This window comes from Stenotrophomonas sp. STEN020, from assembly GCF_056760195.1.
This window is the reverse complement of record NZ_JBRREI010000027.1, coordinates 1-25078: the sequence shown is the minus strand read 5'-3', so window position 1 is coordinate 25078 and position 25078 is coordinate 1. Positions and strand designations below refer to the sequence as shown.

At 63.0% G+C, this 25078-nt stretch carries 25 protein-coding genes; 10 read left to right on the top strand and 15 right to left on the bottom strand.

Annotated elements, in window-relative coordinates; all coding sequences use genetic code 11:
- Nucleotides 1–215 precede the first annotated feature (215 nt).
- Together ACVOLZ_RS12660 and ACVOLZ_RS12655 are read right to left on the bottom strand one after the other, a co-directional pair.
- Nucleotides 216–479: a DksA/TraR family C4-type zinc finger protein gene (locus ACVOLZ_RS12660; protein ID WP_282265397.1), complete on the bottom strand. Its 264-nt coding sequence runs from the start codon at nt 477–479 to the stop codon at nt 216–218.
- A 73-nt stretch (nt 480–552) separates the two neighbouring features.
- The gene (locus ACVOLZ_RS12655; protein ID WP_481512592.1) at nt 553–1107 is read right to left on the bottom strand and encodes a DUF2058 domain-containing protein; all 555 of its coding nucleotides are present in this window, start codon (nt 1105–1107) and stop codon (nt 553–555) included.
- A gap of 69 nt (nt 1108–1176) precedes the next feature.
- On the opposite strand from ACVOLZ_RS12655, the gene ACVOLZ_RS12650 reads away from it, so the two are divergent.
- On the top strand, nt 1177–1674 hold the full coding sequence (locus ACVOLZ_RS12650) for a M48 metallopeptidase family protein (RefSeq protein ID WP_481516488.1): 498 nt from the start codon (nt 1177–1179) through the stop codon (nt 1672–1674).
- Nucleotides 1675–1740: 66 nt separating this feature from the next.
- On the top strand, nt 1741–2451 hold the full coding sequence (locus tag ACVOLZ_RS12645) for an rRNA pseudouridine synthase (protein ID WP_481516459.1): 711 nt from the start codon (nt 1741–1743) through the stop codon (nt 2449–2451).
- Between the two features lie 161 nt (nt 2452–2612).
- Here the strand turns inward: ACVOLZ_RS12645 and ACVOLZ_RS12640 are convergent, their stop codons facing one another.
- From ACVOLZ_RS12640 to sstT, 3 genes are read right to left on the bottom strand one after another with little or no spacing between them, the layout of a single operon-like run.
- Entirely contained in the window at nt 2613–2915 is a 303-nt protein-coding gene (locus ACVOLZ_RS12640; protein WP_481516458.1) for an AzlD domain-containing protein, read from the bottom strand.
- On the bottom strand, nt 2912–3634 hold the full coding sequence (locus tag ACVOLZ_RS12635) for an AzlC family ABC transporter permease (RefSeq protein ID WP_481516457.1): 723 nt from the start codon (nt 3632–3634) through the stop codon (nt 2912–2914). The genes ACVOLZ_RS12640 and ACVOLZ_RS12635 overlap by 4 nt, the downstream gene beginning before the upstream one ends.
- Before the next feature lie 5 nt (nt 3635–3639).
- Nucleotides 3640–4845: a serine/threonine transporter SstT gene (sstT, locus tag ACVOLZ_RS12630; RefSeq protein WP_481516456.1), complete on the bottom strand. Its 1206-nt coding sequence runs from the start codon at nt 4843–4845 to the stop codon at nt 3640–3642.
- A 123-nt stretch (nt 4846–4968) separates the two neighbouring features.
- On the opposite strand from sstT, the gene ACVOLZ_RS12625 reads away from it, so the two are divergent.
- The gene (locus ACVOLZ_RS12625; RefSeq protein ID WP_481516455.1) at nt 4969–6540 is read left to right on the top strand and encodes a phospholipase D family protein; all 1572 of its coding nucleotides are present in this window, start codon (nt 4969–4971) and stop codon (nt 6538–6540) included.
- 85 nt (nt 6541–6625) lie between these two features.
- Here ACVOLZ_RS12625 and ACVOLZ_RS12620 read toward each other — a convergent pair whose 3' ends face one another.
- Together ACVOLZ_RS12620 and ACVOLZ_RS12615 are read right to left on the bottom strand one after the other, a co-directional pair.
- Entirely contained in the window at nt 6626–7684 is a 1059-nt protein-coding gene (locus ACVOLZ_RS12620; protein ID WP_481516454.1) for an HDOD domain-containing protein, read from the bottom strand.
- Between the two features lie 334 nt (nt 7685–8018).
- Nucleotides 8019–8243, bottom strand: coding sequence for a hypothetical protein (locus ACVOLZ_RS12615; protein ID WP_481516453.1), 225 nt, complete (start codon nt 8241–8243; stop codon nt 8019–8021).
- A 350-nt stretch (nt 8244–8593) separates the two neighbouring features.
- On the opposite strand from ACVOLZ_RS12615, the gene ACVOLZ_RS12610 reads away from it, so the two are divergent.
- Nucleotides 8594–9388, top strand: a complete 795-nt coding sequence (locus tag ACVOLZ_RS12610) for an IclR family transcriptional regulator (RefSeq protein WP_481516452.1) — start codon at nt 8594–8596, stop codon at nt 9386–9388.
- A gap of 148 nt (nt 9389–9536) precedes the next feature.
- On the opposite strand, the gene ACVOLZ_RS12605 is transcribed toward ACVOLZ_RS12610, so the two are convergent.
- Nucleotides 9537–9827, bottom strand: a complete 291-nt coding sequence (locus ACVOLZ_RS12605; protein ID WP_481516451.1) for a hypothetical protein — start codon at nt 9825–9827, stop codon at nt 9537–9539.
- Between the two features lie 108 nt (nt 9828–9935).
- Between ACVOLZ_RS12605 and ACVOLZ_RS12600 the strand changes: the two genes are divergently transcribed.
- Both ACVOLZ_RS12600 and ACVOLZ_RS12595 read left to right on the top strand, forming a co-directional pair.
- The gene (locus ACVOLZ_RS12600) at nt 9936–10739 is read left to right on the top strand and encodes a carboxylesterase family protein (RefSeq protein WP_481516450.1); all 804 of its coding nucleotides are present in this window, start codon (nt 9936–9938) and stop codon (nt 10737–10739) included.
- Nucleotides 10740–11065: 326 nt separating this feature from the next.
- Complete coding sequence (locus tag ACVOLZ_RS12595; protein ID WP_481516449.1) at nt 11066–13798, top strand: bifunctional diguanylate cyclase/phosphodiesterase; 2733 nt, start codon at nt 11066–11068, stop codon at nt 13796–13798.
- Nucleotides 13799–13858: 60 nt separating this feature from the next.
- Here ACVOLZ_RS12595 and ACVOLZ_RS12590 read toward each other — a convergent pair whose 3' ends face one another.
- The gene (locus ACVOLZ_RS12590; protein WP_481516448.1) at nt 13859–14494 is read right to left on the bottom strand and encodes a LysE/ArgO family amino acid transporter; all 636 of its coding nucleotides are present in this window, start codon (nt 14492–14494) and stop codon (nt 13859–13861) included.
- A 133-nt stretch (nt 14495–14627) separates the two neighbouring features.
- Between ACVOLZ_RS12590 and ACVOLZ_RS12585 the strand changes: the two genes are divergently transcribed.
- The gene (locus ACVOLZ_RS12585) at nt 14628–15533 is read left to right on the top strand and encodes a LysR family transcriptional regulator ArgP (protein WP_481516447.1); all 906 of its coding nucleotides are present in this window, start codon (nt 14628–14630) and stop codon (nt 15531–15533) included.
- A 107-nt stretch (nt 15534–15640) separates the two neighbouring features.
- Nucleotides 15641–16780, top strand: coding sequence for an extracellular native short-chain-length polyhydroxyalkanoate depolymerase PhaZ7 (phaZ7, locus tag ACVOLZ_RS12580; protein WP_481516446.1), 1140 nt, complete (start codon nt 15641–15643; stop codon nt 16778–16780).
- Nucleotides 16781–16789: 9 nt separating this feature from the next.
- Here the strand turns inward: phaZ7 and ACVOLZ_RS12575 are convergent, their stop codons facing one another.
- The 3 genes from ACVOLZ_RS12575 to ACVOLZ_RS12565 form a co-directional block, all read right to left on the bottom strand.
- Nucleotides 16790–17542 (bottom strand): transporter, encoded by a 753-nt coding sequence (locus ACVOLZ_RS12575; RefSeq protein ID WP_481516445.1) that lies wholly within the window; start codon nt 17540–17542, stop codon nt 16790–16792.
- Between the two features lie 254 nt (nt 17543–17796).
- Nucleotides 17797–18720, bottom strand: a complete 924-nt coding sequence (locus ACVOLZ_RS12570) for a M14 family metallopeptidase (protein ID WP_481516444.1) — start codon at nt 18718–18720, stop codon at nt 17797–17799.
- Between the two features lie 210 nt (nt 18721–18930).
- Complete coding sequence (locus tag ACVOLZ_RS12565; RefSeq protein WP_481516443.1) at nt 18931–19815, bottom strand: acyltransferase; 885 nt, start codon at nt 19813–19815, stop codon at nt 18931–18933.
- 366 nt (nt 19816–20181) lie between these two features.
- On the opposite strand from ACVOLZ_RS12565, the gene ACVOLZ_RS12560 reads away from it, so the two are divergent.
- Complete coding sequence (locus ACVOLZ_RS12560) at nt 20182–21072, top strand: diguanylate cyclase domain-containing protein (RefSeq protein ID WP_481516442.1); 891 nt, start codon at nt 20182–20184, stop codon at nt 21070–21072.
- A 168-nt stretch (nt 21073–21240) separates the two neighbouring features.
- Here ACVOLZ_RS12560 and ACVOLZ_RS12555 read toward each other — a convergent pair whose 3' ends face one another.
- Together ACVOLZ_RS12555 and ACVOLZ_RS12550 are read right to left on the bottom strand one after the other, a co-directional pair.
- Entirely contained in the window at nt 21241–21591 is a 351-nt protein-coding gene (locus tag ACVOLZ_RS12555; RefSeq protein WP_481516441.1) for a hypothetical protein, read from the bottom strand.
- A 48-nt stretch (nt 21592–21639) separates the two neighbouring features.
- Nucleotides 21640–22605, bottom strand: a complete 966-nt coding sequence (locus ACVOLZ_RS12550; protein ID WP_481516440.1) for an MBL fold metallo-hydrolase — start codon at nt 22603–22605, stop codon at nt 21640–21642.
- A 256-nt stretch (nt 22606–22861) separates the two neighbouring features.
- Here ACVOLZ_RS12550 and ACVOLZ_RS12545 point away from each other — a divergent pair, with 256 nt between their 5' ends.
- Entirely contained in the window at nt 22862–23836 is a 975-nt protein-coding gene (locus ACVOLZ_RS12545) for a tetratricopeptide repeat protein (protein ID WP_481516439.1), read from the top strand.
- Nucleotides 23837–23885: 49 nt separating this feature from the next.
- Here the strand turns inward: ACVOLZ_RS12545 and ACVOLZ_RS12540 are convergent, their stop codons facing one another.
- Nucleotides 23886–24926, bottom strand: a complete 1041-nt coding sequence (locus tag ACVOLZ_RS12540) for a S66 peptidase family protein (RefSeq protein ID WP_481516438.1) — start codon at nt 24924–24926, stop codon at nt 23886–23888.
- Nucleotides 24927–25078: the final 152 nt, after the last annotated feature.

Here is a 25078-nt window from a genome sequence, read left to right as displayed (position 1 = left end):
CTCTGGCTCTGGCCTTGGCCTTGGCCTTGGCCTTGGCCTTGGCCTTGGCCTTGGCCTTGGCCTTGGCCTTCGACATCAAGCCTGAGCGGAATGACAGCACAAGCCCAAGACACAAACGCAAGCAAATGCAGAGCGATCCCCGCCTTCGCGAGGATGACGAGCAAGAGCCGACGCCAAAGCACCATCAACCACAGCAGGCGCAGCCGCAGCCGGCCCTAGCGCAGCTGACTGTCCTTGCTGCCGCGCCGGTTATAGCCGGCAAATGCCTCATCTTCGTCCTGCGCCTGCTGGCAGGCGATGCACAGCCTCACTCCGGGCACGGCCTTGCGTCGCGCCTCGGGAATCGGCGCATCACATTCTTCGCAGTGTTCCAGCCCCGGGCCGCTGGGCATGCGGCTGCGCGCACGCTTGATCGCGTCCTCGACGGTGGCATCAATCTGATCCTGAACGGCGGTGTCGCCCGCCCAACCGGTGGCCATGATCACTGGCTCCGTAATGACCAGAGCCCAGCCTAGCGCAGTTGCGGCAAGGCTGGGTAAACGCCAGTGGAACTCACCACATCAGGTCGTCAGGCACCTGGAACTGGGCGTAATACGCGTCGTCCTCGGCATTGCCGGTGGAAATCGGCGTGTCCGCGCTCTGGCCGTGATCGAGCACGATCAGGCTGGCGTCACGCTCGCGCACCTTTTCCGCCGCCATGCGTGGCAGCAGTTCGAAACTGTCGCCGTGACGGGCGATCACCAGCGCGCCATTGGCCAGCTGGGTACGCAGCGCCTCGGTGACCAGCATCGTGCGGATCACTGCGCCGTCGTTGAAACGGTATTCCAGCTCGCCTGCGCGGGGCAGCTTGCGATCGGCGATGATCTGCCGGGCCTGCGCGCGCAGCTCATCGGCGCGACGCTGGGCGTTGTGCTCGGCGGCCAGCTGGCGATCCTTTTCAGCCTTCTCGGCACGGGCACGGTCGGCCTCGCGCTGGCTTTCGGTCGCGTTGACCGGGCCCTTGCCGTGGCGCGCTTTGACCTGCTCGCGCGCCACCTGCGAGACCTGTGACTTCTTCACCAGACCAGCCTTGAGCAGCTGTTCCTGCAGTGGATTACCCTTTGCCATCGTCGTTGTTCATGGTTTTGTTGCCGAGGCTGCCATCATAGCGGCCTGCCCGGTCCCGCCCAAATGCCCATGCTTCCGCTGAAATACCTGAATGGCTATCCCGAACACCTGCAGCAGCGCGCCCGCGAGCTGCTGGACGCGGGCAAGCTGAGCGAGGCGGTGCGCAAGCGCTATGCCGAACCAAACATGGTGCGCAACGACCGCCAGCTCTACGACTACGTGCAGGCCATCAAGGAGCGCCACCTGCGCCAGTCGGTGCCGCTGGGCAAGGTGCTGTACGACGGCAAGCTGCAGGTGGTGAAACACGCCCTGGGCACGCATACCGCCATTTCCCGCAACCACGGCGGCAAACTCAAGGCCAGCCGCGAGATCCGCATTGCCAGCGTGTTCCGCGAGGCCCCTGCCGAGTTCCTGCGGATGATCGTGGTGCACGAGCTGGCGCATATCAAAGAGGCCGACCACAACAAGCCCTTCTACCAGCTATGCCTGCATATGGAGCCGGATTACCACCAGCTGGAGTTCGATCTGCGCCTGTACCTGACCGCCTTGGAACATGAACCCGGCTGAGCCGCCCATCGCCGCGCTCCCGCCACAGCGCTACACTCCCCGCCCTTCGTAGAACCCATTGATGCCATGACCACCCCTATCCGTCTCGACAAGCGCGTTGCCGCGCAGCTGCAGTGCTCGCGCTCGCAGGCCCAGCAGTACATCGAAGGCGGCTGGATCAGCGTCGATGGCGTGGTGGTGGAAACCCCGCAGACCATGGTCAGCGAGGAAGTGATCACCCTGGCGGCAGAAGGCAGCACCGAAGCCGCTGAAGCAGCCACCTTCCTGATCAACAAGCCGGCTGGCTGCACCGCCGAGCAGCTGTTTGCGCTATTGGCCGACGAAAACCGTTTTGTCGACGACGCCTCCGGCATCCGTCCGCTACGCCGTCATTTCCAGCGTCTGGACTACCTGATGCCGCTGGACGATGCCGCCAGCGGCCTGGTCGTGCTGACCCAGGATTGGCGCGTGCGCCGCCACCTGCAGGAATCCGGCTACAGCCTGGAGCAGGAGTTCGTGGTTGAAGTCAGCGGCGAACCCACCCCGTGGGCGATGCCCAAACTCACCCATGGCCTGATCTACGAAGGCCGCAGCCTGCCGCAGGCCAAGATCAGCTGGCAGAGCGAACAGCGCCTGCGTTTCGCCATCAAGGACGTACGTCCCGGGCAGCTGCAATACATGTGCAGCCAGGTCGGCCTGAAGGCCGAACAGATCCGCCGTCTGCGCATCGGCCGGATCGGCCTGAGCAAGATGCCCGAAGGCCAGTGGCGCTATCTGGCAGCCGAGCAGAAGTTCTAGGCCAAGGCCCGCGCTGGTTTTGTAGGAGTGGCGTCAGCCGCGAAGCTGACAATGCGCCCGGTTACGGTACGAAACGCCACCACACGATATGCAGTTGCGGCCAATCAGCGCGCGGACGAAACTCCGGCTTCGCGGCTGACGCCGCTCCTACAAGCGGTCGTTCATAGCAATCGAATCACTGCTGCAGCCGCCGCACCAATAATCACCACCAGCAGAAACGGCAGCCGCAGCATCAAGGCAACGGCCGCGGCCAACAACGCGCCGATGCGCGCATCGAAAGCCAAGCCCTGCCCGGCCGACACGGTATTCATCGCGGTCAATGAGGCCAGCAGGCCTATCGTCAAGCAACCGGCCACGCGGTTCATCCGTGGCGATTCCAGCCAACGCACCGGCACCAGGTAGCCTGCGAACTTGATTGCCCAAGCCGCAACGCAGCCCAATACGATCCACCCCCACAGCGTCATGGCAGCGACTCCTGCTCGACCTTGGGCGCAACATCGGGCTCCAACCCCTCATCCGCCGGGCCCCTGCCAAACCAGCCCCAAACCGCGGCCACCGCTGCAGCCAAGAGAATCGGCACACCCGGCGGCACCCACGGCAGCGCCAGCACCGTCACCAAGGCGCAGACCACAGCAATCGCCACCGGCTCACGCGAACGCAGGCGCGGCCACAGCAATCCCAGGAAGGCCGCAACAGCGGCGCCATCCAGGCCCCACTGGCGCGGGTCACCCAGTGCGTCACCAAGCAATGCCCCTAGCAGGGTGAACAGATTCCAGCACAGGTAAACACCCAGCCCGGCCACCCAGAAACCACGCCGCTGCTCCTGCGGATCGCTCTGACTGGCCGCAGTAGCCGCCGATTCGTCGATGGTGACCTGCGCCGCCAACGGCCTCATCCAACCCCGCGGGCGCAGCATGCGGTTGATCTGCGCCCCGTACACCGCGTTGCGAATGCCCAGCAGCGTGGCCGCACCAAACGCCGCTGCACCCGCACCGCCAGCGCCGATCACGCCAATGAAAGCGAACTGCGAGCCACCGGTGAACATCAACAGGCTCAGCGCGACGGTCTGCGCCACGCTGAACCCCGATGCCACCGCCAGCGCACCAAACGAAATGCCATACAGGCCAGTCGCAATCGCTATCGAAACGCCGATGCGTACCGCTGGCGTGATGCGCCCGGCCATGGCCATCAGGCGCGCCCGCGCGCTTGTTCGGCCGCCGCGACGAACACAACGTCGGTAGACGAGTTCAAAGCGGTTTCAGCCGAGTCCTGCACCACACCGACAATGAAGCCGACACCGACCACCTGCATGGCGATCTCATTGGGAATGCCAAACAGGCCGCAGGCGAGCGGAATCAGCAACAGCGAGCCACCCGGCACGCCGGAGGCACCGCAGGCACCAATAGCGGCAACCACGCTGAGCAGCAGCGCGGTCGGCAGGTCCACCGCGTAGCCCAAGGTATTCACCGCCGCCAGGGTCAGCACCGAAATGGTGATCGCCGCACCGGCCATGTTGATGGTCGCGCCCAACGGAACCGCCACCGAATAGGTGTCCTCATGCAGGCCGAGCTTGCGGCACAACTCCATGTTGACCGGGATATTTGCCGCCGAGGAACGGGTAAAGAACGCGGTGATGCCGCTCTCGCGCAGGCAGCGCAGCACCAGTGGATAGGGGTTGCGGCGGGTCACCACCGCCACGATCAGCGGATTGCCCACGAAGGCCATGAACAGCATCGCGCCAATCAGCACTGCCAACAGATGCAGGTAGTCCTTCAATGCACCCAGCCCGGACTCGGCCAGCAGCGACGCAACAATACCGAACACGCCCAGCGGCGCCAACTTGATCACCAGCCGCACCACCCAGGTGACCGCATCGGAGAAATCACTGACCAAGCTGCGGGTAGTCTGGCTGGCATGGCGCAGAGCAAGGCCAAGGCCAACCGCCCATGCCAGCAAACCGATGTAGTTCGCGTTGAGCAGCGCGTGCACCGGGTTGTCGACAATCTGCATCAGCAAGGTATTGAGCACCTCACCAATACCGCCAGGCGCGCTCATGCCTGTCTCGACGGCCTTCAGCGTCAACGTACTGGGGAACAGGAAACTGGCTGCTACGCCCACCATGGCCGCGGCCAAGGTGCCGATCACGTACAGGAACAAAATCATCCGGATATGGGTCTTCTGCCCCTGCTGATGATTGGCGATGGAGGCGGTGACCAGCACCAGCACCAGAATCGGCGCGACCGCTTTCAGCGCGGAAATGAATACCGTGCCGAGCAGGCCAACGGCGGTCGCCCCGGCTGGCCATACCATCGCCAGCACGATGCCGGCGATCAGGCCGATGACAATCTGCAGCACCAGACTGGGCGCTCGGAAAGAGGAAGAACGTTCGGTCATTACAGGGCTCGCGGCAAACGCAAACCCCGATTCTCGCCCACCCGAGGCGTCCCCCGCACCCCCGGAACGTCATGGAATCAGGACAAACTGCCGCAAAGTCACGAACACCGTTAGGATGCGCCCATGGAAAACAAGCATCGCCCCAAACGCCTGCTGCGGTTCCTGGCCTATCTGCTGGCCGTTGTGCTGCTACTGATCGGCAGCGGCCTGCTGCTGGGCGACCACCTCACCCCGAAGGCTGTCGGCACGCCTTCGCAGGCCCTGCCACTGCAGGCGCAACAGACCTTGATCGATCGCCAACTGCAGCCCTTGCTGGCCGAGCACCCAGGCAAAAGCGGCGCGGTGTATCTGTCTGACGGTCTTGAGGCCTACGCAGCGCGCGCCATCATCACCCGCCAGGCCGGACGCAGCCTGGACCTGCAGTACTACATGTGGCACGACGATCTGCTCGGCCACCTGCTGGCCCATGACGTCTACCAGGCCGCCGAGCGCGGCGTGCGCGTGCGTCTGCTGCTGGACGACATGAACGCCGCCGGGCTGGACCCACAGATGCTGGCGCTGGACAACCATCCCAACATCGAGATCCGCCTGTACAACCCGTTCCGCAACCGCGACGGACTATGGCGACTGGTCGAGATGGTGCAGCGGGTTTTCAGCATCAACCATCGCATGCACAACAAGGCATGGATCGCTGACGGCCGGGTCGCCATCGTTGGCGGCCGCAATATCGGCGCCGAATACTTCGACGCGCGCCCGGACGTGAACTTCCGCGACCTGGACCTGCTGCTGGCCGGCCCGGTCGCCAACGACGCCAGCACAATCTTCGATGAGTTCTGGAACAGCGATGCGGTGGTGCCGATCGCTGCCCTGCATCAAAGCACCGACCAGCAGATGGCCAATTTCATCAGCCAGGCCGAACTCGACGGCCGCCAACAGGAAGCCGAACCCTATCTGCAACGCGTGCGAGCGCATTTCACCGATGCCTACCTCAGCAAGCAACTGGACCTGCACTGGACCGACGGCGTAAGGATCCGCTCCGACCCGCCACGCAAACCCAGCGGCGGTGACAGCAGCCAATGGCTGGTCACCCGGCTGGTCGAGGTGCTGAGCAGCGCCGAGCACAAGTCACTGTTGATCTCGCCCTACTTCGTGCCCGGCGCAGTCGGCACCAAGGGCCTGATCCAGCAGGTCCAAAGCGGCGTGCAGGTCGGCATCATCACCAACTCGCTGGCAGCCAACGACGTACCCGCCGTGCACAGCGGCTATATGCACTACCGGCGCCCGCTGCTGGCCGGCGGCGTGCAGCTGTACGAGCTCAAGGCCCGTGGGCACATCGAGAAGGCATCCACCTTCGGCAGCAGTGGTGCCAGCCTGCACACCAAGGCCTTCGTGGTGGATGACCGCCGCGGCTTCGTCGGCTCGTTCAACCTCGACCCGCGCTCGGCCTACCTCAATACCGAAATGGGCGCGCTGTTCGATGATCCGGTGCTGGCTGCACGGCTACGCGAGGAATACCTGCGTCTGTCCAGTGCTGAGCTGAGCTACTGGGTGTATCTCAACAAGGACCACGAATTGCGCTGGTTGGATCGGGCCAGCACGCCACCGATCAGCCTGCGCACCGAACCAGACACCGGGCTGATGCAGCGCGCCAGCACCCAGGTGATCAGCTGGTTGCCGCTGGAGTCGCAGCTCTAGCCTGTGCAGCCTACATTGCGAGGCGGTATTCCATTCGACATCCGGACAGGGACGCCGTACGCGCCGCATCCCGGCGCTGCCCGCCTCACTCCAATGTGCCGTCCGTTTGTGTCATCCGCTTCCACAACCATGCCGCCACGTGTTCGGGCATTTGGCTGGCGAGCGCTGCATTGGCCTCAGCCTCGCTCATCAAACCCTGCGAGTGCAGCATTGCCGCACTGGCGGCCAGCTGCCCAATCTGCAACGAGCGCGCCAGACCGGCAGCAGCGGGCACGTCCACCTGCTTGAGCGCCTGCACGATCGGCGCCGACAACTTCCAATTCCCGGCAATCCGCACCGCGGTCGGCGCGCTGCAGCGCTCCAATACTTCCAACAAGGTACCCGGCTCACGTGCCCGCAGCGGCGGCCGCGCCAATACATCGGCAGCAGCCTGCATCGCCATGGCCGCACTCAGCCCCAACAGCAGGCCAGCCAACTGGGCAGCGAAGCCATCCTCGCGCTCAACGCTGCGCGCATGGTCGGCAGCAGCGAGCGATACCCGCAATGTGTAATCCCATAACAAGCGCGCAAACTCAGCGTCAACGCCGCGCGCCGACTCCATGACCGGCTGCACCAAGGCAGCGGAAATGATCTGACGGATGCCATCGTTGCCGATCAGCGTCACCGCCCGCTCGATGCTTTGGATGTCCTGCCGTTGCAGCCGGTACAGGGAACTGTTGGCGATACGCAGCAGCGTTGCCGCCAGTACCGCATCGCTACCAATGATGCGGGCGATGGAGCGCGACGAAGCCGCACTGTCATTCACGCTTTGGATCAGCTGCGGCAGCAGGTTTGGTCGACGCGGTGTGTAGCGCGAGGACAGGTCGGCGCGGCTCAGTGCCGCAACCACGTCATCCACCACCGCACGCTGCACACGCAGCGCATCAGATGGCGTATCGGCGACACCCAGCGCGCTGAGCAGGAAGCGCCGCTGCAGATCATCAACGCTGACCACGACCGCAGCATCCTCGACTGTCGCTGCACTGACCAACGGCGGCACACGGAGCTGCCGTTGCGGACCTGCCGCATCGCCACCGCGTCGCTGCCAGAGCCAGACCAGGCCTCCGGCAATCAATGCTGCAAACACTGCCGAGATAATCACCATGACAGATACAAATGGTCCACGCGGAAAACTGCCAATTATATCGGCCAACACGAAAATTTCTTGAATCCCTGTTTCGAGAGATCAACGCAACCTCTCCCCACCCCGCTCCAGCCCATGTACCACCTGATGGATACGGAAAACCCCCAAGGGAACCTAAAAGCACCAAATAATATTCAAATAGCGAATAAGTTGAGCACTCAAAATGACAGCTATTCATACCCCACACCGGCACGCACGCCATCCATTGCCGGAACACCGCTTGCCGTCCAACGCGGGCAACCACCGCATTCAAAGAGCATAGGCGACCAAATAGAAGCCGCCTCAGTTTCACCAACTAAACAAAAATTGCACCCAGCACGCGAGCAAAGCCGAGACCGGCTACTCCAATCAACAAGCGAGTCACACTGAGCATCGGATCTGTGAGTAACAGCACACGCAGATGGCAACTTCCCTGATTGCCAGCCCACTTGACGCTGCTATGTTTAATTGCAACTTCCGCAATGACATTTAGTTTCAGACATAAAACCTCACCCTCACCATCCATTGACAGGAAAGGCATCCGCCGGAAAACCACTTGTGTACAACCGCAGATACGTGACGCATATCTCCACGCAACCGATACGGGCGAAAAACGAATCAGAAATTTCGTTGTCAGTGCCGCCTGAACTGCACGCCGACGACCTCCGTGTCAATGCAATCGCGCCGAGGCTTATCCGGCAACAAAACGCCGAATACTTCTCTGCCGAACGCCATGCTTCATGCGAGAACGGGCGCCCCTCGCAGCGGGTGCAATACCCGCCTACATCGACGGCATCGTGAAATACCAGCTGTCAGCTCTTTCAGGTTTCGTCAGCGGGCAGACCCTGCCCGCCAATGACGGCCTTGTCTTCAACTAAAGGGAGGACGGATATGTCGACGCCTCAAGCAACAACGGCAAAAGAACCCAATCGCTACATGGTACCGGCACTGGAGAGGGGTCTGAACATGTTGCTGCTGTTTGGACGGCAACGCGGTGAACTGAGCTTCACCCAGGTCTGCCAGCGCACCGGCATGCCCAAAGCATCCGCGTATCGCACCATGCAGACGCTGGAACAGATGCGCTTTCTGGATCGCAACACCGCCAGTGGCAGCTACCGCCTTGGCATCAGCGTTCTGCGACTGGGCTTTGACTATCTATCAGCAATGGACATCGTGCAGATCGGGCAGCCCATCATTCAACGGTTACGTGATACCACCAGCTACTCTGCGCACCTGTGCGTACTGGATGGACGCGACGTGGTGTACGTAGCCCGTGCCAGCGCGATCGGCGAACTGCCTACCGGCGTCAGCGTTGGCACACGTCTCCCCGCCCATTGCACCGCAATAGGCCGCGTGCTGTTGATGGCGATGCCCGAGCAGGAATTGAGCTCACTGTTCCCGGAACCGGCATTTACACTTACCTCCGAACAAGGGCCAAAGACACCGCAGGACCTGATCGAGCTGCTGGGTGACGACAGTGCGCGCGGCCACGCCATCAGCGAATCGTTCTACCAACCCGGCGTCTCGGCGGTGGCCTATCCATTGCGCGACCGTGATGGCAACGTGCTGGCCTCGATCAGCATCATGGTCCCGCGTTCGGTGCTGCCGGCGGATATGAAAACCTCATTGAGCGCACAAGTTGGGAAAGCCGCACGAGAAATCGAAGGCTACCTGCACGCGTCTTGAGCACGTTCAAGCACAGCTCCGCACCATCCGCGGATGCTGAAAGCGTCAGCTATCCCGCTCCCGCTGGCAAGAGCCTGGGTTTCAAGACCAGCTGCCGGCGTCCACATGAACGGCCAGCATCAGCGCTGATCAATCTGCGCGTACGGCGTCACTTCTTCTGCTTGTGCAGACGTACGCCCATCGGGCCTTGCAGCGAGCCATCTTCGTTGATGGTGAAGTCCACCGACTCTGCTTCGCTGCCAGGCACTGCAACCTTCAGGATGTTGCCGTCGCGGGTATAGCGGGTCTGCTGCGATTTGCCCAGCATTTCAACCGTTACCTTGCCATCGGAGTCAAAGGTATAGCTCAGCATTCCCGCGCCATCATTCCAGGTGCCGCTCAGGCCCTGGCTGCAGGCGGTCAACAAAGTTGCCAAGGCAACGATCAGCAGTTTTTTCATCCACAACTCCCAATAACAACGCAGACCGCCACAGCGGTGTATCTCCAAGCATTCTGGCACACGCCAAATCAGGCTAGGCTGGCGGCCTCTGCCATGGAGCCGAACGTAATGGGTCGCATTCTGCTGTCGCTATGTCTGCTGGGTATGCTCATGGGCTGCAACAGCCTGCCCTCAACCGCCAAAACCGCACAGGCCAAGGGGCAGTTCGTCGCGCGGCAGCTCGATTTCGAGGGCCGTCTGTTCCGTTACCAGGTGTTCGTGCCAGCCACTACTGCCACAGCACCAGGCGCGCGGCCGCTGGTGCTGTTCCTGCACGGCTCCGGCGAACGCGGCGATGACGGGCTCAAACCTACCTTGGCCGGGATTGGCCCCTGGCTCAACCAGAACATGGATACGTTCCCGGCACTGGTGGTGTTCCCACAGGTGCCTGAGGGCGAGGAATGGCGCGGACGCAACGCGCGCATGGCGCTGGCGGTTCTGGACGCGGCCAGCAAGGAGTTCGCCGCTGATCCACAACGCATCTATCTGACCGGCATCTCGATGGGTGGCTATGGCAGCTGGGAGCTGGCCCTGACCCGGCCCAGCCAATTCGCCGCAATGGTGCCCATCTGCGGCGCACTGACAGCGCCGCGTGCCGACCGACCCGGACTGATGGTCGACCAGGTGGCCGATGCCGCCGATCCCTACCAGAGCGCCGTCAGCCGCCTGCGCGACGTGCCTACCTGGATATTCCATGGCGCCCTCGACGAACTGGTGCCAACCACCGACGATCGCGCAATCGCCGCTGCCAGCCGGCAACTTGGGGCGGGTTTCCGCTACACCGAGTACCCCGACGTCCAGCACAACGCCTGGGATGCAACCTATCGCAACCCCGCGATGTGGGAGTGGATGCTGAGCCAGAAGCGCCACTGATATGGGCAGCCATCAGGCTTGCAGCGGGAGCCAGGAAACCAGCTCCCGCAGCGTTATTTACGGGCTTTGCGAACGATGCAAGGGCCTGTGCAGCCAGTCCGTTGCGATAGCGTGACCGCAATCACGCATCGAATGCTGCCACCTACACCCGCTCTGCACGGCCTGAATTGGACAGTGAGGACCAGTGCACAGCCCTCCCTTTTGGCTCCAGCCGTACTTTCCAACCGTACCGGGTTCGTGCCATAACAGCGCCACCCCGCCCGCGGCAGCCACTCGGGGGCGGCTGCCAACTGCACTACGCCGCAACGGTAACCGGAGACTGAGGCTTGGCAACTACCGCATCGGCAGCGCTTGAGCAGTTGCCGCGTACCCGTGGTCTCCATTCCCGACTGCATCTGTTGATCCTTGCCACCCTGCTACCTTTGCTGGTGATCGGTGCCATAGCAGTCTGGAATGCAGCCCGCGACTACCGGCACAGTTCCGAGCAACGCCTGCAGGAAACCGCCACGGCACTGGCACGCGGGGTCGATCAGGGCATCGAAGACAACGTCAACCAACTACGCCTTTTGTCATTGCTGGCACCGCAGCTGCAGGAAACCGCCCCGGAGCTGCGGGCATGGGCACGCGAAAATCCCGACATCCGGCTGATCCAGGACAACAGCGAGCAGGCCCGTACACTGCCGCCTGGCTTGCTGGACGACGCACGCCGCGAAGACAAGGTAAAGGTCTCGGACCTGTTCACCAACGCGATCTCCAATACCCCGGAAGTGGCCATCGCCCTGCCCTTCGGCGATGCCGACGACGTCCGCGTGCTGACCATGGTGCAACCCTCCAATCGCCTGATCGCCAGCATCATGGGTACCGGCAACGACCAACAATTGCTGGCTGCGGTGGTCGACAACAATGGCGTAATTGCTGCGCGATCACTGTCACCGGAACGCTACATCGGCAAGCAGGTACCCGACTGGCGGGTACTGCAACGCAGCGGCGGCAAGCACGGGCTGTTCGATGCCAGCAGCAATGAAGGCACGCCGGTTATCTTCGCGTTCCACCGGTTGCAGGCTGCGCCGGGCTGGACCCTGGTGGTAGGGGAACCACAACAGAGCTTCCAGGCGCGTTGGCAACAACCGCTGCTGGGGATCATTTTCGGCGGCATCGTCGCAGCGGTGATCGCCCTGCTCTGGGCCAACGCCGTCGCCCGCAGCATTCTGCTGCCGATCCGGGCTTTGGCCCAGCGCAGTCACAGCGTCGCTGACAATGTCGCCGCCCTGCCCGACCCACAGCCTTCCCGCATCCGCGAAGTACGCAGTCTGCAGAGCAGCCTCAGCGGCACCGTCGATGCATTGAAGAAGAGCGCCGATGAAGCGCGCGACCTGGCCCGGGACCTCCAGGCCAGTGAGCAGCGTTACCGCGCCGTCGCCGAAGCCGGCGCACTGGTGCTTTGGCAATCTGACCGCAATGGAACGGTGCTGTCGGCGACCGGTTGGCGTGAGCTGACCGGGCAACCCGATGACCATGCACTGGGCAAGGGCTGGCTGCGGCGGGTCAACGAAGATGACCTGCCACAGATAGAAATCGCCTTGGAGCAGAGCTTCACCGCCACCCACGCCGCCTCCCTGGACGTGGAGTTCCGCGTGCTGGACCTGTACGGCAAGTGGCGCTGGCTGCGCGCACGCGGCGCCCGCATCGGCCACAGCCTGAGCAGCTGGGCCGGTGTGCTGGAGGACGTGGACGCGCGGCGTCAGGCACAGGCGCGCATTGCCTACCTCGCACAGCACGATCCACTGACCTCGCTGCCAAATCGCAACATGCTGTTCGAGAAACTTGACCAGGCCCTGATCGCCGCACGCCGCGGTCACCACAGCGCGCTGTTGCTGCTCGACCTTGACCGTTTCAAGGAGGTCAATGACAGCCTTGGCCATCCCACCGGCGACCGGCTGCTGCAGGAAGTCGCCCAGCGCATCCTCGGCTGTGTGCGCGGCAACGACCTGGTCGCCCGACTGGGCGGCGACGAATTCGCCATCTTGATGGCACCGGAAAGCCGCGCCCCCGAGGCAGCAGCATCCTTGGCTGCACGGTTGGTGGAGGAACTGGGCCGCAGCGTAGAACTGGAGAACCACCAGTTCGCCATCAGCACCAGCATCGGCATCGTCCTGATCGACAACCAGGCCAACGCCGACACCTTGATGCGCAACGCCGATCTGGCGCTGTACCGGGCCAAGGACGAAGGCCGCGGCTGCTACCGCTTCTTCGAAGCGGAGATGGACACCCGCATGCAGCGCCGCCGGCAGCTGGAGACCGAATTGCGCGCAGCCCTGCAACAGCAGCAGTTTGAACTGCACTACCAGCCGCTGGTGGATCTGCGCCTGCGCCAGGTCGCCGGCTTTGAAGCACTGCTGCGCTGGAATCACCCGCAACGTGGCCTGCTCGAACCCAGTGAGTTCCTGGCCTTGGCCGAAGATATCGGGATGATGCTGCCGCTGGGCGCATGGGTGCTTCGCCAGGCCGCGCAGGATGCAAGCCAGTGGCCGGAGCAGATGAAGATCGCGGTGAACCTGTCGGTATCGCAGCTGGCCCAGCCCACTCTGGCCGAAGGCGTCGAGCAGGTGTTGGCAGCAACCGGGCTGGCGCCGCCACGGCTGGAACTGGAGATCACCGAAAACGCGCTGATCGCCAACATCGAGGCGGCATCAGCGCAGCTGCTGCGGCTCAAGAAAGCCGGCGTGTCGATCGTGATGGATGACTTCGGCACCGGCTATTCCTCGCTCGGGTACCTGCGTGCGTTCCCGTTCGACAAGGTCAAGATCGACAAGTCTTTCGTCCGCGATCTGGGTGAACAAAGCCAGGGCAGCGCCATCATCGGTGCGGTATCGCACCTATGCGAAAAGCTGGGCATCAGCACCACCATCGAAGGTGTCGAAACCCAGGCGCAACTGGACCAGCTGAAGGAAGAGCACTGTGCCGAGGGCCAGGGCTATGTGTTTGGTCGACCAATGCCGTTGGCAAAGGTGGAGGACTTCATCCTCCAGTGGCCGGCACGCTGGAACACGGACGTTTAGTCCGGAAGCATGCCGCCATTAGCCGGGCAGGGCCGAAGCCTGCCCGGTTGCAAGCTGCTCTCAGTTGACCCCGCGGATCGCCAGGGTCAAGGCGAGCACGCTCAGGATCACCGCGATGGTGCCATCCAGAATCCGCCAGGTGGACGGCTTGGTGAACAACGGCGCCAGTATCCGGGCGCCCAAGCCCTGCACCGTCAGCCACACGCCACTGGCGGTCACCACGCCGATGGCGAAGGCCATGCGCGACTCACCGAAGTTGTCGGCGATCGAACCAATCACCATCATGTCCAGCCAGAAATGCGGATTGATGATGGAGAAACCGGCCGCAGCCATCAGCGCCGTGCGCAGCGACTGCTCGCCGTTGTCATCCAGGTTCATGCCGCCGCCACCCACCACCGCACGCCGCGCCGACTGCGCCGCGTACCAGGTAAGGAAGGCAACGCCGCCCCACAGCAGTACGGTAGTCAGCCACGGCAACTGCGCGGTCAGCTGACGCAGGCCTGCCACGCTGGCCATGATGAACACCGCGTCGATGGCAAAACACGTGGCAATGATCGGAATCACGTGCTGGCGCATGATGCCCTGGCGCAGGATGAACGCACTCTGCGCGCCGACGATGGCAAACAGACCGATACCGACACCGGCACCACTGAGCCAGGCACTGCCGGCAGCTTGGGCGGAAATAACCGAAAACATGGGGAAAAACCTTATTGCCTGGGGGATGGACGCTGCGGGAGAACCCACCGGCACGTCCGGACGCGGCAATTGTCGCAATGCAGCACGGAAAAGTAGAGCTAAACTTCGTTAACCATCATTAGCAGAACTTAATATGCGCATCGATCACGCCCAACTGCGGGCGCTCGCCGCCGTCATCCGCGAAGGCAGCTTCGAGCGCGCCGCACTGTCGCTGAACGTAACCGCCTCCGCGGTATCGCAGCGGATCAAGGCGCTGGAGGACAGAGTCGGCAAACTGCTGATCAAGCGCACCATCCCCACCGAGGCAACACTGGAGGGCCAGGTGCTGGTACAGCTGGCCGAGCAGACCGCCCTGCTTGAGCGCGACGCCTTCGAGCGGATCGGCCTCAGCGATGCCGAGCTGCCACGGGCCAGCATCCCGGTCGCGGTCAACCACGACAGCATGGAGACCTGGTTCCCGGAGGCGGTGCAGAGCTTCTCGCAAAGCACCTCCACCACCCTGGACCTGCATACCGAAGACCAGGACCACACCGTTGCCCTGTTGCGTCAGGGTGCGGTGATGGGCGCGGTCACCACCTTGTCCGAGCCGGTACAGGGCTGCCAGATCCATGCACTGGGCAGCATCCGCTACGCCGCGACCTGTACGCCCGAGTTCCACGCCCGCCACTTCGCCAAGGGCGTGACTGCACAGGCGCTGGCACAGGCACCGGTGTTGGTGTTCAACCGCAAGGACGATATGCAGGCTCGCTACGCCCGCCGGCTGGCCGGTGTGGAGCAGGCGTACAACGCGCCTACCTGGTGGATTCCCTCCACACGAGCATTCGTCCACGCCAACCTGGGCGGGCTGGGCTGGACCATGAATCCATTGCCGCTGGTACGCAGGCACCTGGAAAGCGGACGCTTGGTCTACGTCAAAGCCCGCGCCTGGGAAGACGTGCCGCTGTATTGGCAGCACTGGAAGGGCGAGGTCAAAACCATGGCCTTGCTGACCCGCGCCATCCTGCAGGCCTCCACAATGCTGATACGCAAGCGCAAGTAATCTCGCAGCCCGTGCTGCACTGCAAGTTTCCCTAAAGGACACTGCCTGCCTTGGCGGTCCGGGCGGATGCTGCGTGGGTCACCACGCAAACCTACCGGAGCTGTCAGATGTCGAACACTCGATCTGTCCCCGTCATTTCTTCCTGCCTGCTCAGCGCATTGGCCGCGCCGCTGGCCGGCGCCATGCTGATGCTGGTACCTGGCAGCGCCAAGGCATTGGAATGCGGCAGCAACAACGGCTACACCTGCACCGGCACGGCCAACCAATACGCAGGCGGTTTCAACCCCGGTGTTGGCCAGGGCGGGTTTGGCGGCGGCAGCTGTACCGCGAGCAAGACCCCGGTTGTGTTCATTCCCGGCAATGGAGACAGCGCGATAAGCTTCGACATGCCAGCCGGCGCGGTGACCGGTTACAACACCCCGCCGCGTTCGATGTATGCCGAGCTCAAGGCCGCCGGCTACAACGACTGCGAACTGTTCGGCATCACTTACCTCAGCGCCAGCGAGCGCGCCGCGCCGCAGAACAACTACCACGCACCGGCCACCTATCAGACGCTCAAGACCTTCATCGACAAGGTCAAGGCCTATACCGGCAAGAGCCAGGTGGACATCGTCACCCATTCGCTGGGCGCGACCATGGCCTTGGCGTCGATCAAGTACAACGCCAATCAGAGCAGCGTGCGCCGCTTCATCAACATCGCTGGCGGATTGCGCGGCCTGCAGACCTGCCGCAGCACCGGCTATCAATCCGCGCTGGCGCCAACCTGCAATGCCGAAGCCTATGTTTACCCGTACACCTATTACACCTTCGGCCTGTATCCGAGCACCGGCGTGAGCTACTACGGCTACAACCGTTGGACCGGCAGTGGCAGCGGCAGCCTGCGCACCTTCCCGGCAACCTATACCGGCATCCGCTTCTACACCATCACTGCCGGCTCGCGTGACCAGGTGCATTGCTTCACCACCAGCTACAGCGCCGGTTGCGCCGACGGTGCGTTGTTCAACAGCGCCACCAATGTCTACGCACAGGTCGACATCGGTGCCGGCAGCAGCGCCTACAGCTTCGACTGGGATTGGAGCGATGGCAGTCCGTACAACTTCGGCGGTGGCGATACCAGCAGCGGCGTCGGCCATTTCCGCTCGAAGAACAACGCCGGCCTGATCGTGCGCAACATGCTCACCAGTGATTGCAGCAGCGATTGCGCGGCCGGCTACAGCGGCGTGTATGGGCCGGCGGTCAATCGCTGAACCCTGCGCTCAATTGAAGTACATCGACACGCCGACACCGCCCTGCCAATCAGTGGTGTCGGCGTCCAGCCCGCGCAGGAACGACGCATCCAGTTGCACGCGCGGGCTCATCATCCAGGTCATACCGGCACCGGCCGCGCGCATGTATTGTGCGCCGGTGCCGTAGCCGGCTTCGACGTAGGCCGACAGCTGTGGCCGCAATGCGAAACCATAGCTGGGCGAGAGCAACCAGCCGCTGCCGCCGTCGCCCCATTGCCGATCGACATAGAACGCCACACTGCGCTCGCGCGGTAGCGCCCATGCCACGCTGATGCCCAGATCGTAGTCGTGCCCCACATCACCCAACGGCGCCCTGCCCCAAGGCAGGCTGGCACCGGCCTTGAACGCCAGCGACAGCTGCTCATCGGCGAGTTTCGGCGCCCACTTGAGCGCGACATTGCCGTCACCGCCACCGCTTTCCCGCACCTGCACAGCAGCGCCACGTACACGCAACCTGCTCCAACTGTCCGCACCCAATTGCAGCTCCAAGGTATCGGCAAGCCCGACCCGCAGCAGCGTGTCTGCGGTCCATGCAGTGGTGATCAGCCCATCGCTGTGATCGCGACTGGCATCGGGCAAGCCCTGTTCCCAGACGAACGCGCCCTTGCCAACCGTACTGGTGGCAAAGCCAATACCGGGTCGATCGAATTCCGGCGCGTCTTCGGCTTGGGCCTGGCGCCCGACCAACGCAAGCACCGCAAAAAGAAGGATCGAAGCGTTCATGGTCGCCATGTTGCATAAGCCGCTGCTTGGGGATGTGAACATCGCAAGGCAACACTGCCTTCCGGATACACAACGTGTAGCTGGGTGATGGACAGCACCTACCTGCCGCGTCGCAGACGCACAACCTGCTGCTACGCGTGCTTACCGGGAGCGCTGCGCTTGCCCGGGCTACAAAACAGGCATCCGGCCATGCAAACAAAAAGCCCACCCGGCTACGCCGGGTGGGCCTTCAGCAAACTTACCTGTCCGCCCGCTCAGCGATGCGCCAACGCGTAGTCCAAAGCACCGATCACCGCCGCAACCTGGGCGTCGTTGCACTGCTGCGGCGTTGCCTTGGCGCTGTCTGGATAGACCTCGGTGGTGGTGGTGTAACGCGCACCGCTGACGCTCGCGCACAGGCCCAAGGCCTTGAGCGGGTATTCGATGACGCCTTCGGCCACCACGGCCGATCCAATGATCTCGCCGCGCTCGTCGGCCGGGGCCAGATGGGTAACCTTGACCACTTCGGCATTCACCGCCTGCTGGAACTGCGGCTGGCGGTTCTCGGTGTCATCGACCAGATAGAAGCCGTCAGGAATCTCGCCCGGCTCGAACGGCTTGCCGTCGCGCGCAGCCAGTGCCGGGCGGAATTCGGTTTCGTCGGTATCGGTGGTTTCGTGCAGATCGATATGCATCAGCACGCGCCCCTGCAAGGGAGCAACCAGCGCCATCAGCGCGGCCGACTCCTGCGCCGGACTGTTGTCTACGAAAGAACGGTTCGGGTCCAGTGCCAAGGCATTCCAACGCTGGATACGCTCATAGCCCCACGGACTGACGCAGGGTGCGACTAGCAGGTTGCAGCGGCCGGCGTAGTGATCGGCGTGCTGATCCACGAACTGCAGCGCGCCTTGCACGCCACTGGTCTCATAGCCGTGTACGCCACCAGTAACCAACATCACCGGCAACGCCTCGTCCCAGTTGCGGCTGCGGATCGCAAACAGCGGATAGCGGCCCGACGGATAGTCCAGCTCGCCGTATTGCGTTACGTCAAAGCGCTCGCGCAACGCGTCGATCTTGACCAGCACTTCTTCGGCATAGCTGCGCTGCACGTGTTGCTGGGCCAGCCACTGAGCGCGCTCCGGCGCAGCCCATGCCTGACCGGGGGTGCCAATGGGATAGAAAGCGGCATCAATGCTCATGCGCAGATCTCTTCAATACGGATGTTGGCGCGCACTTTACACCTATGCCGCATCGGCTTCCGGCACGCGCAGATTGTAGGAGCGGTGTAAGCCGCGAAGCTGGCGTATTGTCAGGCTGCACAAATACCCGGTGTCTCGGCAATCTCGGCTTCGCGGCTTACGCCGCTCCTACAAAAACCGAGGGGTTTCTGCAAAACCGATCGGTATCAATCAGGCCTTGTTCTCGAGCAGACGGGCGATGTCTTCATCCTTCTGCAACCACAAGCCATTCATCCATTGCTGGAACTGCGCGCGGAAGTTGCGATCTTCCTGGTAGTTGCGGCCGATGAACTCAGCGGGGATAGGCAGCTTGCGCACCAGCACCCTCACTTCCGGCAGGCGATTGGCCATCAGGTCCATCATCGACGGGATGCCTTTGGGATAGACGATGGTCACGTCCAGCAAGGCATGCAGGCCCTTGCCCATCGCATCCAGCACGAACGCCACGCCGCCGGACTTGGGTTTGAGCAGGTGCTTGAACGGCGAGCTCTGCGAAGCGTGCTTGGCAGCCGTGAAACGGGTGCCTTCGACGAAGTTCATCACCGCCACTGGAATGCTGGCGAATTTCTCGCAGGCCTTGCGGGTCACTTCCATGTCACGCCGCCCCAGCTCGGGGTTTTTGGCGATCTGCTTGCGGCTGTAGCGGCCCATGAACGGGAAATCCAAGGCCCACCAGGCCAGACCCAGCACCGGCACCCAGAACAGCGAGCGCTTCAGGAAGAAGCGCAGCAGCGGGATGCGGCGATTGAACACCTTCTGCAGCACCAGGATATCGACCCAGCTCTGGTGGTTGGCCAGCACCAGGTAATGCCCGTCGCGCTCCAGCCCCTCGGTACCACTGACCGTAATGCGGGTCGCGGTGAAGGCGTGGATCATTGCACTGTTCACCGCTATCCAGCTTTCGGCCAGGCCGGTGAGCAAGGGATTGCAAGCCCGGCGCACCGAGTTCAGCGGGAGGACCGCCTTGAACAGCGCCACCACGAACAACGGCAGGCAATGGGCCAGCGTGTTGATCACGATCAACGGGAAAATCAGAGCTACACGCAACCACACCATGGAAATAACCGCGGGGAGCAGCCCCATAACCCAAAGAAGCACAGGGTAGCAAAACCGTCGCTTCAGGTTCTATCGAAGGTGCTCTACAAGGCCCTACAGCGACGGCCAACTCGCGGTAATCCCTGGGATTTTCGCAGCCGGACCAGCCAGGAGCCGCGCTGATGCGGGCGCCCGCTGGCAAGTTTCCGTGCATCTTTCCAACCACTGCAGACCGGCAGCGATCTCCACAACCGGGTCCCGGCGCCGGCCACCTTCAGCCCCAGGCACTGCAGCGGTCTGCCTCCCCGCCTGCGTGGGCTGCGCCCTGACATACGCGGCAATCTGGACACGGCATAATCCCAGCCTTCGTATTTGTTGTGCTTCCACATGCCCTTCAAGTTGCCACTGCTCGGCGAAGTCCTGGATCTGCTACCCGACGCGGTATGCATGGTTGCCCCTGATGGCGAGATATTGATGGTCAATGCCGCCTTCGAGACCATCTTCGGCTACCCGCCTGCCGAGGCCAAAGGCCGGCAGATCATGGACCTGGTACATCCCGAGGACCGCGCCGCCACCGAGCAATCGGCGCTTGACGCGATGGCAGGCCGGCCACGTCCCAACTTCCGCAACCGCTACATCCGCAAGGATGGCAGCGTGGTGGACATCCAATGGTCGGCCAAATGGCTGCCGGAATACGGCATCCGCATCGGCGTTGGCCATGAAGTAACCGCCCTGCGTGGGATCGAGCGACAGCTGGAGCACCTGGCCAGCCACGACGCACTGACCGGCCTGCCCAACCGCTACCACCTGCGGCGCGAGCTGGAAGCGGCACTGGAGCGTGCGGGGCGCGACGGCAGCGGACTGGCACTGCTCTACATCGACCTGGACGGCTTCAAGGCCGCCAACGACCGCTACGGCCACGAAGCCGGCGATCGCCTGCTGCGTGATGCCGCCCGCCAGTTGCGCGACGGCCTGCGCCAGAACGACTTGATTGCCCGTGTTGGCGGCGACGAATTCGTCGCCGTGCTGCCAGCCTGCGCCAGCCCCGCCGATGCCCTGAATATCGCCACAGCCCTGCGTGCGCGGCTGGCCCTGCTGCAGAGCCTTGGCAGCGATACCCCGCAGATCGACGCCAGCGTGGGCGTGGCCTGCTTCCCCGCCGATGGTGCCGACGCCGATGCGCTGCTGCGCCACGCCGATGCCGCCATGTATGCAGCGAAGGCGAAGAAACGCCTTGCCAACTCCGCGGCGGATCGCGCCTCCAACCCAATTTCCTGATCCAGGTGGCGCTTCCCTTGCGGAAGACAGCGCGCCCAAGGCAAAGAAGACCACGCCACATCCCAGCGTCCATCCAGCCGGGACAGAAATATGACTTGCAGCAAGCGTGCCTTCCCCAGAACCAAGTCCATCTACGGGATCGGTTCTGCTTGAATACGTCACCAGGCCTTATTGGACCGACTGGACCTGAACCTGGACGCCGGGAGTGCGATTTCCCAACTCAATGATCTCGTCAGCATTCAGGTTGGCAACCTTGTCTTTTACCTTGGCGATGCCAAAGCTCTGCAACTCGGGATTAGCCACCAGGTCGTATGCCGAGTTCACACCGGCCAGATTGATCTGAACCATGGCCACCATCAGCTTCTGCCTTTTTGCAGGAGTGGCCGATTCCGTCATTCTTTTCCAGCTGGATTCAGCTGCAGCATCCGAAGACGCATCCACGCGAATGGGTTCCTTGGCGTAGGCGATACCTGTAGCCAGGACGCTGATGAAGAGAACAGCAAGAAAGCGATTTTTCACAATGATCCTCCTTGAAGATTGGCATGACGCCAATTCTGCACTACGCCATTACTTCCAGGGCATTTCGCCCTTGGCAACCTTGGCGCTGAGTTCCAACGATGCTTCGCCCTGCAGGCCCGGGTAGCGCTGCTTCATTGCTGCAATCAACGCGTTCGAGTCCTTGGCCTTGGCAACTTCCTCATCGAAGGCGCGAATGTAGTTGGCGGTGAATTCCACCGCCGCCAGATCCTGTGGCGCACCCTGCGCATAGTGACCGGGAATCACCCGCGCCGGCGCCAGGTCCTTGATCTGCTGCAGCGCGGTCAGCCAATCCTGATGCGATTGCGGTGTCTGCGTATCGGCCATGAACACATGCGAGCCTGCATCCACCAACACCCCGCCCATCACCGTCCTGATCGACGGCACCCACAAGGCTGTGCGCTGCGGGCTCGCACCGTCCAGACCGATCACCTTCAACTCCTGCCCCTCCAACTGCAGGCTGTCGCCCTGCAAAGGTGAAGGCACCAGCAATTGCTTCGGCGCATTGGCACCCAGCTGCGGCCCCCATATCTTCAGCTTCTCGTCCTTGCTGGCCTGGATATGCGCGATGGTCTGCGGCGTGGCCAGAATCTGCGCGTCGGGGAACGCGGCATGCAGGGTCTCCAGGCCGAAGTAGAAATCCGGGTCGCCATGGCTGATGTAGATGGTGGTCAGCTTCTTGCCGGATGCCTTGATCAGTTCGACCAGCTTGGCCGCATCGGCGGTGGAGAACTGCGCATCGACCAGTACCGCATCAGTCGCACCCGTGAGCAGTTCGGAAGACACCGCGAAGATGCCGCTGTCGCCGGGGTTGAACACCTCAACCTTGAGCGCTTGCTGGGCGGCCTGCGGGAGGTCATCCGTTGCTGGTGTAGCTACCGTCGGGGCCGCCGTCGCGGGGCCATCGGCTGTCGACTGCTTGCCACAGCCTACCAACGCCACCGTCACTGCCAGCACTGCTGCCAATGTTGTGTACCGCATGCTTCTGCTGCTCATTGCACTGCTCCAGCAAGCCAAAGACGGGGTTTCATTGCGCACGGTGCATCCAGACAACGACCGATGACCACGCTTCGGTGCCGATGCTGGCAAGAGTCCTGTTATTGGCATGTTAACGCGCAGCCCTGACTACACAGGTGCTGCACCCAGCCGGCGCTGACAACCATTCGGCATATCGATCACATGGCTGTACGCCCGATCCGGAAACACAGTCCGCATGCGATCATCTGCCGCCCCCCAAATGCTGCCGCGCGCAATGACCATCGAACAGCCCGATCTTGAAAGCGTCCACAACAATGCGTACGCCGCAGTTGACGAAGGCGAACTGCAAAGCGCCACACAGAATTTCGACGTATTGCTACAGCAGCACCCGGACAACCCGTTCTATCACTACATGCGCGGACTGGCACTGAAGTACCAGATGGAATGGGCCGGCTCGCTGCGCGACAACCTGCGCGCGATCGAACTGGCGGATGAGTTCAGCCAGGCCCAGCACTGGAACGCCGCCATCGCCGCCACCGGTCTGGGCCAATGGGTGACCGTGCGCGAACTATGGGCCGCCTGCGACATCACCCTTCCCGAAGGTGACGGCCCCATCGATGCCGACTTCGGCGTCGCCGTGGTACGTTTGAATCCCTGGAGCACCGGCGAGACGGTGTTCATGCGCCGCATCGACCCGGTACGCGCACGCATCCTCAACGTGCCGCTGCCGGAAAGCGGCCACCGCTTTGGTGACATCGTGCTGCATGACGGCGCGCCCACCGGCTCCCGCTTCGACGGCGAGCGTGAAGTGCACGTATTCAATGAGCTGGAACGACTGCAGCCGTCCGAGTTCCAGACCTTCGTGGTGTTCGTGCGCGCGGACAGCCGCGACGATATCAGCGCCTTGCTGCGTGCCAGCGCGCCAGGCATCGGCTACGCAGAAGACTGGACCAGCAGCATCCGTCACTACTGCCTGCGGTGCAGCTACGGCGCGCCGCATAGCCATGCGCAGGAATCGGACGAGGAGCAGGTCGAACAATGGCAGGTCGAGCGCAATCTGGGCATTGCCGCGCAGAGCCGCCTATCGGTCGAGAAGCTGTTGAAAGACTGGGTTGCCGGCCAACCTGGCCGTCACCTTGACGCCATCGAGACCCGTGAGTGTCCGCAACCGGTGCGCGAAGACGGCCATGCCTGGTGGCTGTCGCCCGAAGATGAAGATGTGGATGAAAGCAGCGACGAAGAAGAGTAAGCCTTGGACTTTGACGACGTGACGGCATCCCGCCGCGTCGTCCTGACCATCAAGCGCCGGCCAGCACCGGTGCCAGTAGCCGGAACGTACCGGCATCGGCATCCATCTCCACCTTGCCCCCCACCGGGACGATGAACTGTTCCTTGATGTGGCCGATCATCGCACCGCGATAAGCGGGGATCTTCAACGGCACGATGTAGTCGTCGAAGATCTCGTCCAGGGTCAACGAGCCATAACCATCACCCGGCGAACAATCGGTGCACTCACCAAAGATGAAGCCGGCGATCTTGTCCAGCGCGCCCATCAGTTTCAAGGTGCTGAACATGCGATCGATGCGGTAAGGGGCTTCGGCGACGTCCTCCAGGAACAGGATCTTGCCACTGAAATCCGGCAGGTAAGGCGAGCCCGCCAAGGCAGTCAGCACGGTCAGGTTGCCGCCGACCAACTCGCCCTGGGCCTTGCCACCGCGCAGGGTCAGCGTGCGGTTGTCGCGCGGCACCAGCTCGTCGTCGCTCTCGCTGCGGTTCTGGTATTGCATCAGCTCACGCTTGAAAAACACGCGCTCGAACTGATCGACGTTGAAGCGGTTCCAGCTGCCTGCACCGATCTGCCCGTGGAAGGTGACCAGTCCGGTCTTGGCCTGGATCGCGCAATGCAGCGCGGTGATATCCGAGTAGCCGAGCAGCACCTTGGGGTTGGCGCGGATGCGCTCGTAGTCCAGCAGCGGCAACAGCCGTGCAGCACCAGAGCCGCCGCGCACACAGATGATGGCCTTGACCTGTTTGTCGCCGAACATGGCATTGAGATCACCCGCGCGTTCGGCATCGGTGCCAGCAAGATGACCATGGCGGGCGGCGTAATGCGCGCCTGTCTTGACCACGAAGCCAAAGGCTTCCATCGCCTCGCGCGCCAGCTGCAGGCTGAGCCGCCCGCTGCTGGCTGAGGACGGACTGACCAGGGCGACCGTATCGCCTTTGTTTAGGCCAGCAGCGAGCAATTGCCCGCGCGTGGCAGCCATCGCGCCTTGCATGCCGATAAGCGGCAAGGCCGCCGCCAAGGCCGTACCACCGATGAAACGACGTCGATCCATGTTGCTGCCTGTTGCCGGAAGTCGGCCCAAGAGTAGCAGCGCAAAGCTCCACCTGTAGTGGGGGGGGGGGGGGGGGGGGGGGGGGGGGGGGGGGGGGGGGGGGGGGGGGGGGGGGGGGGGGGGGAGGGGAGGGGGGGGGGGGTGGGGGGGGG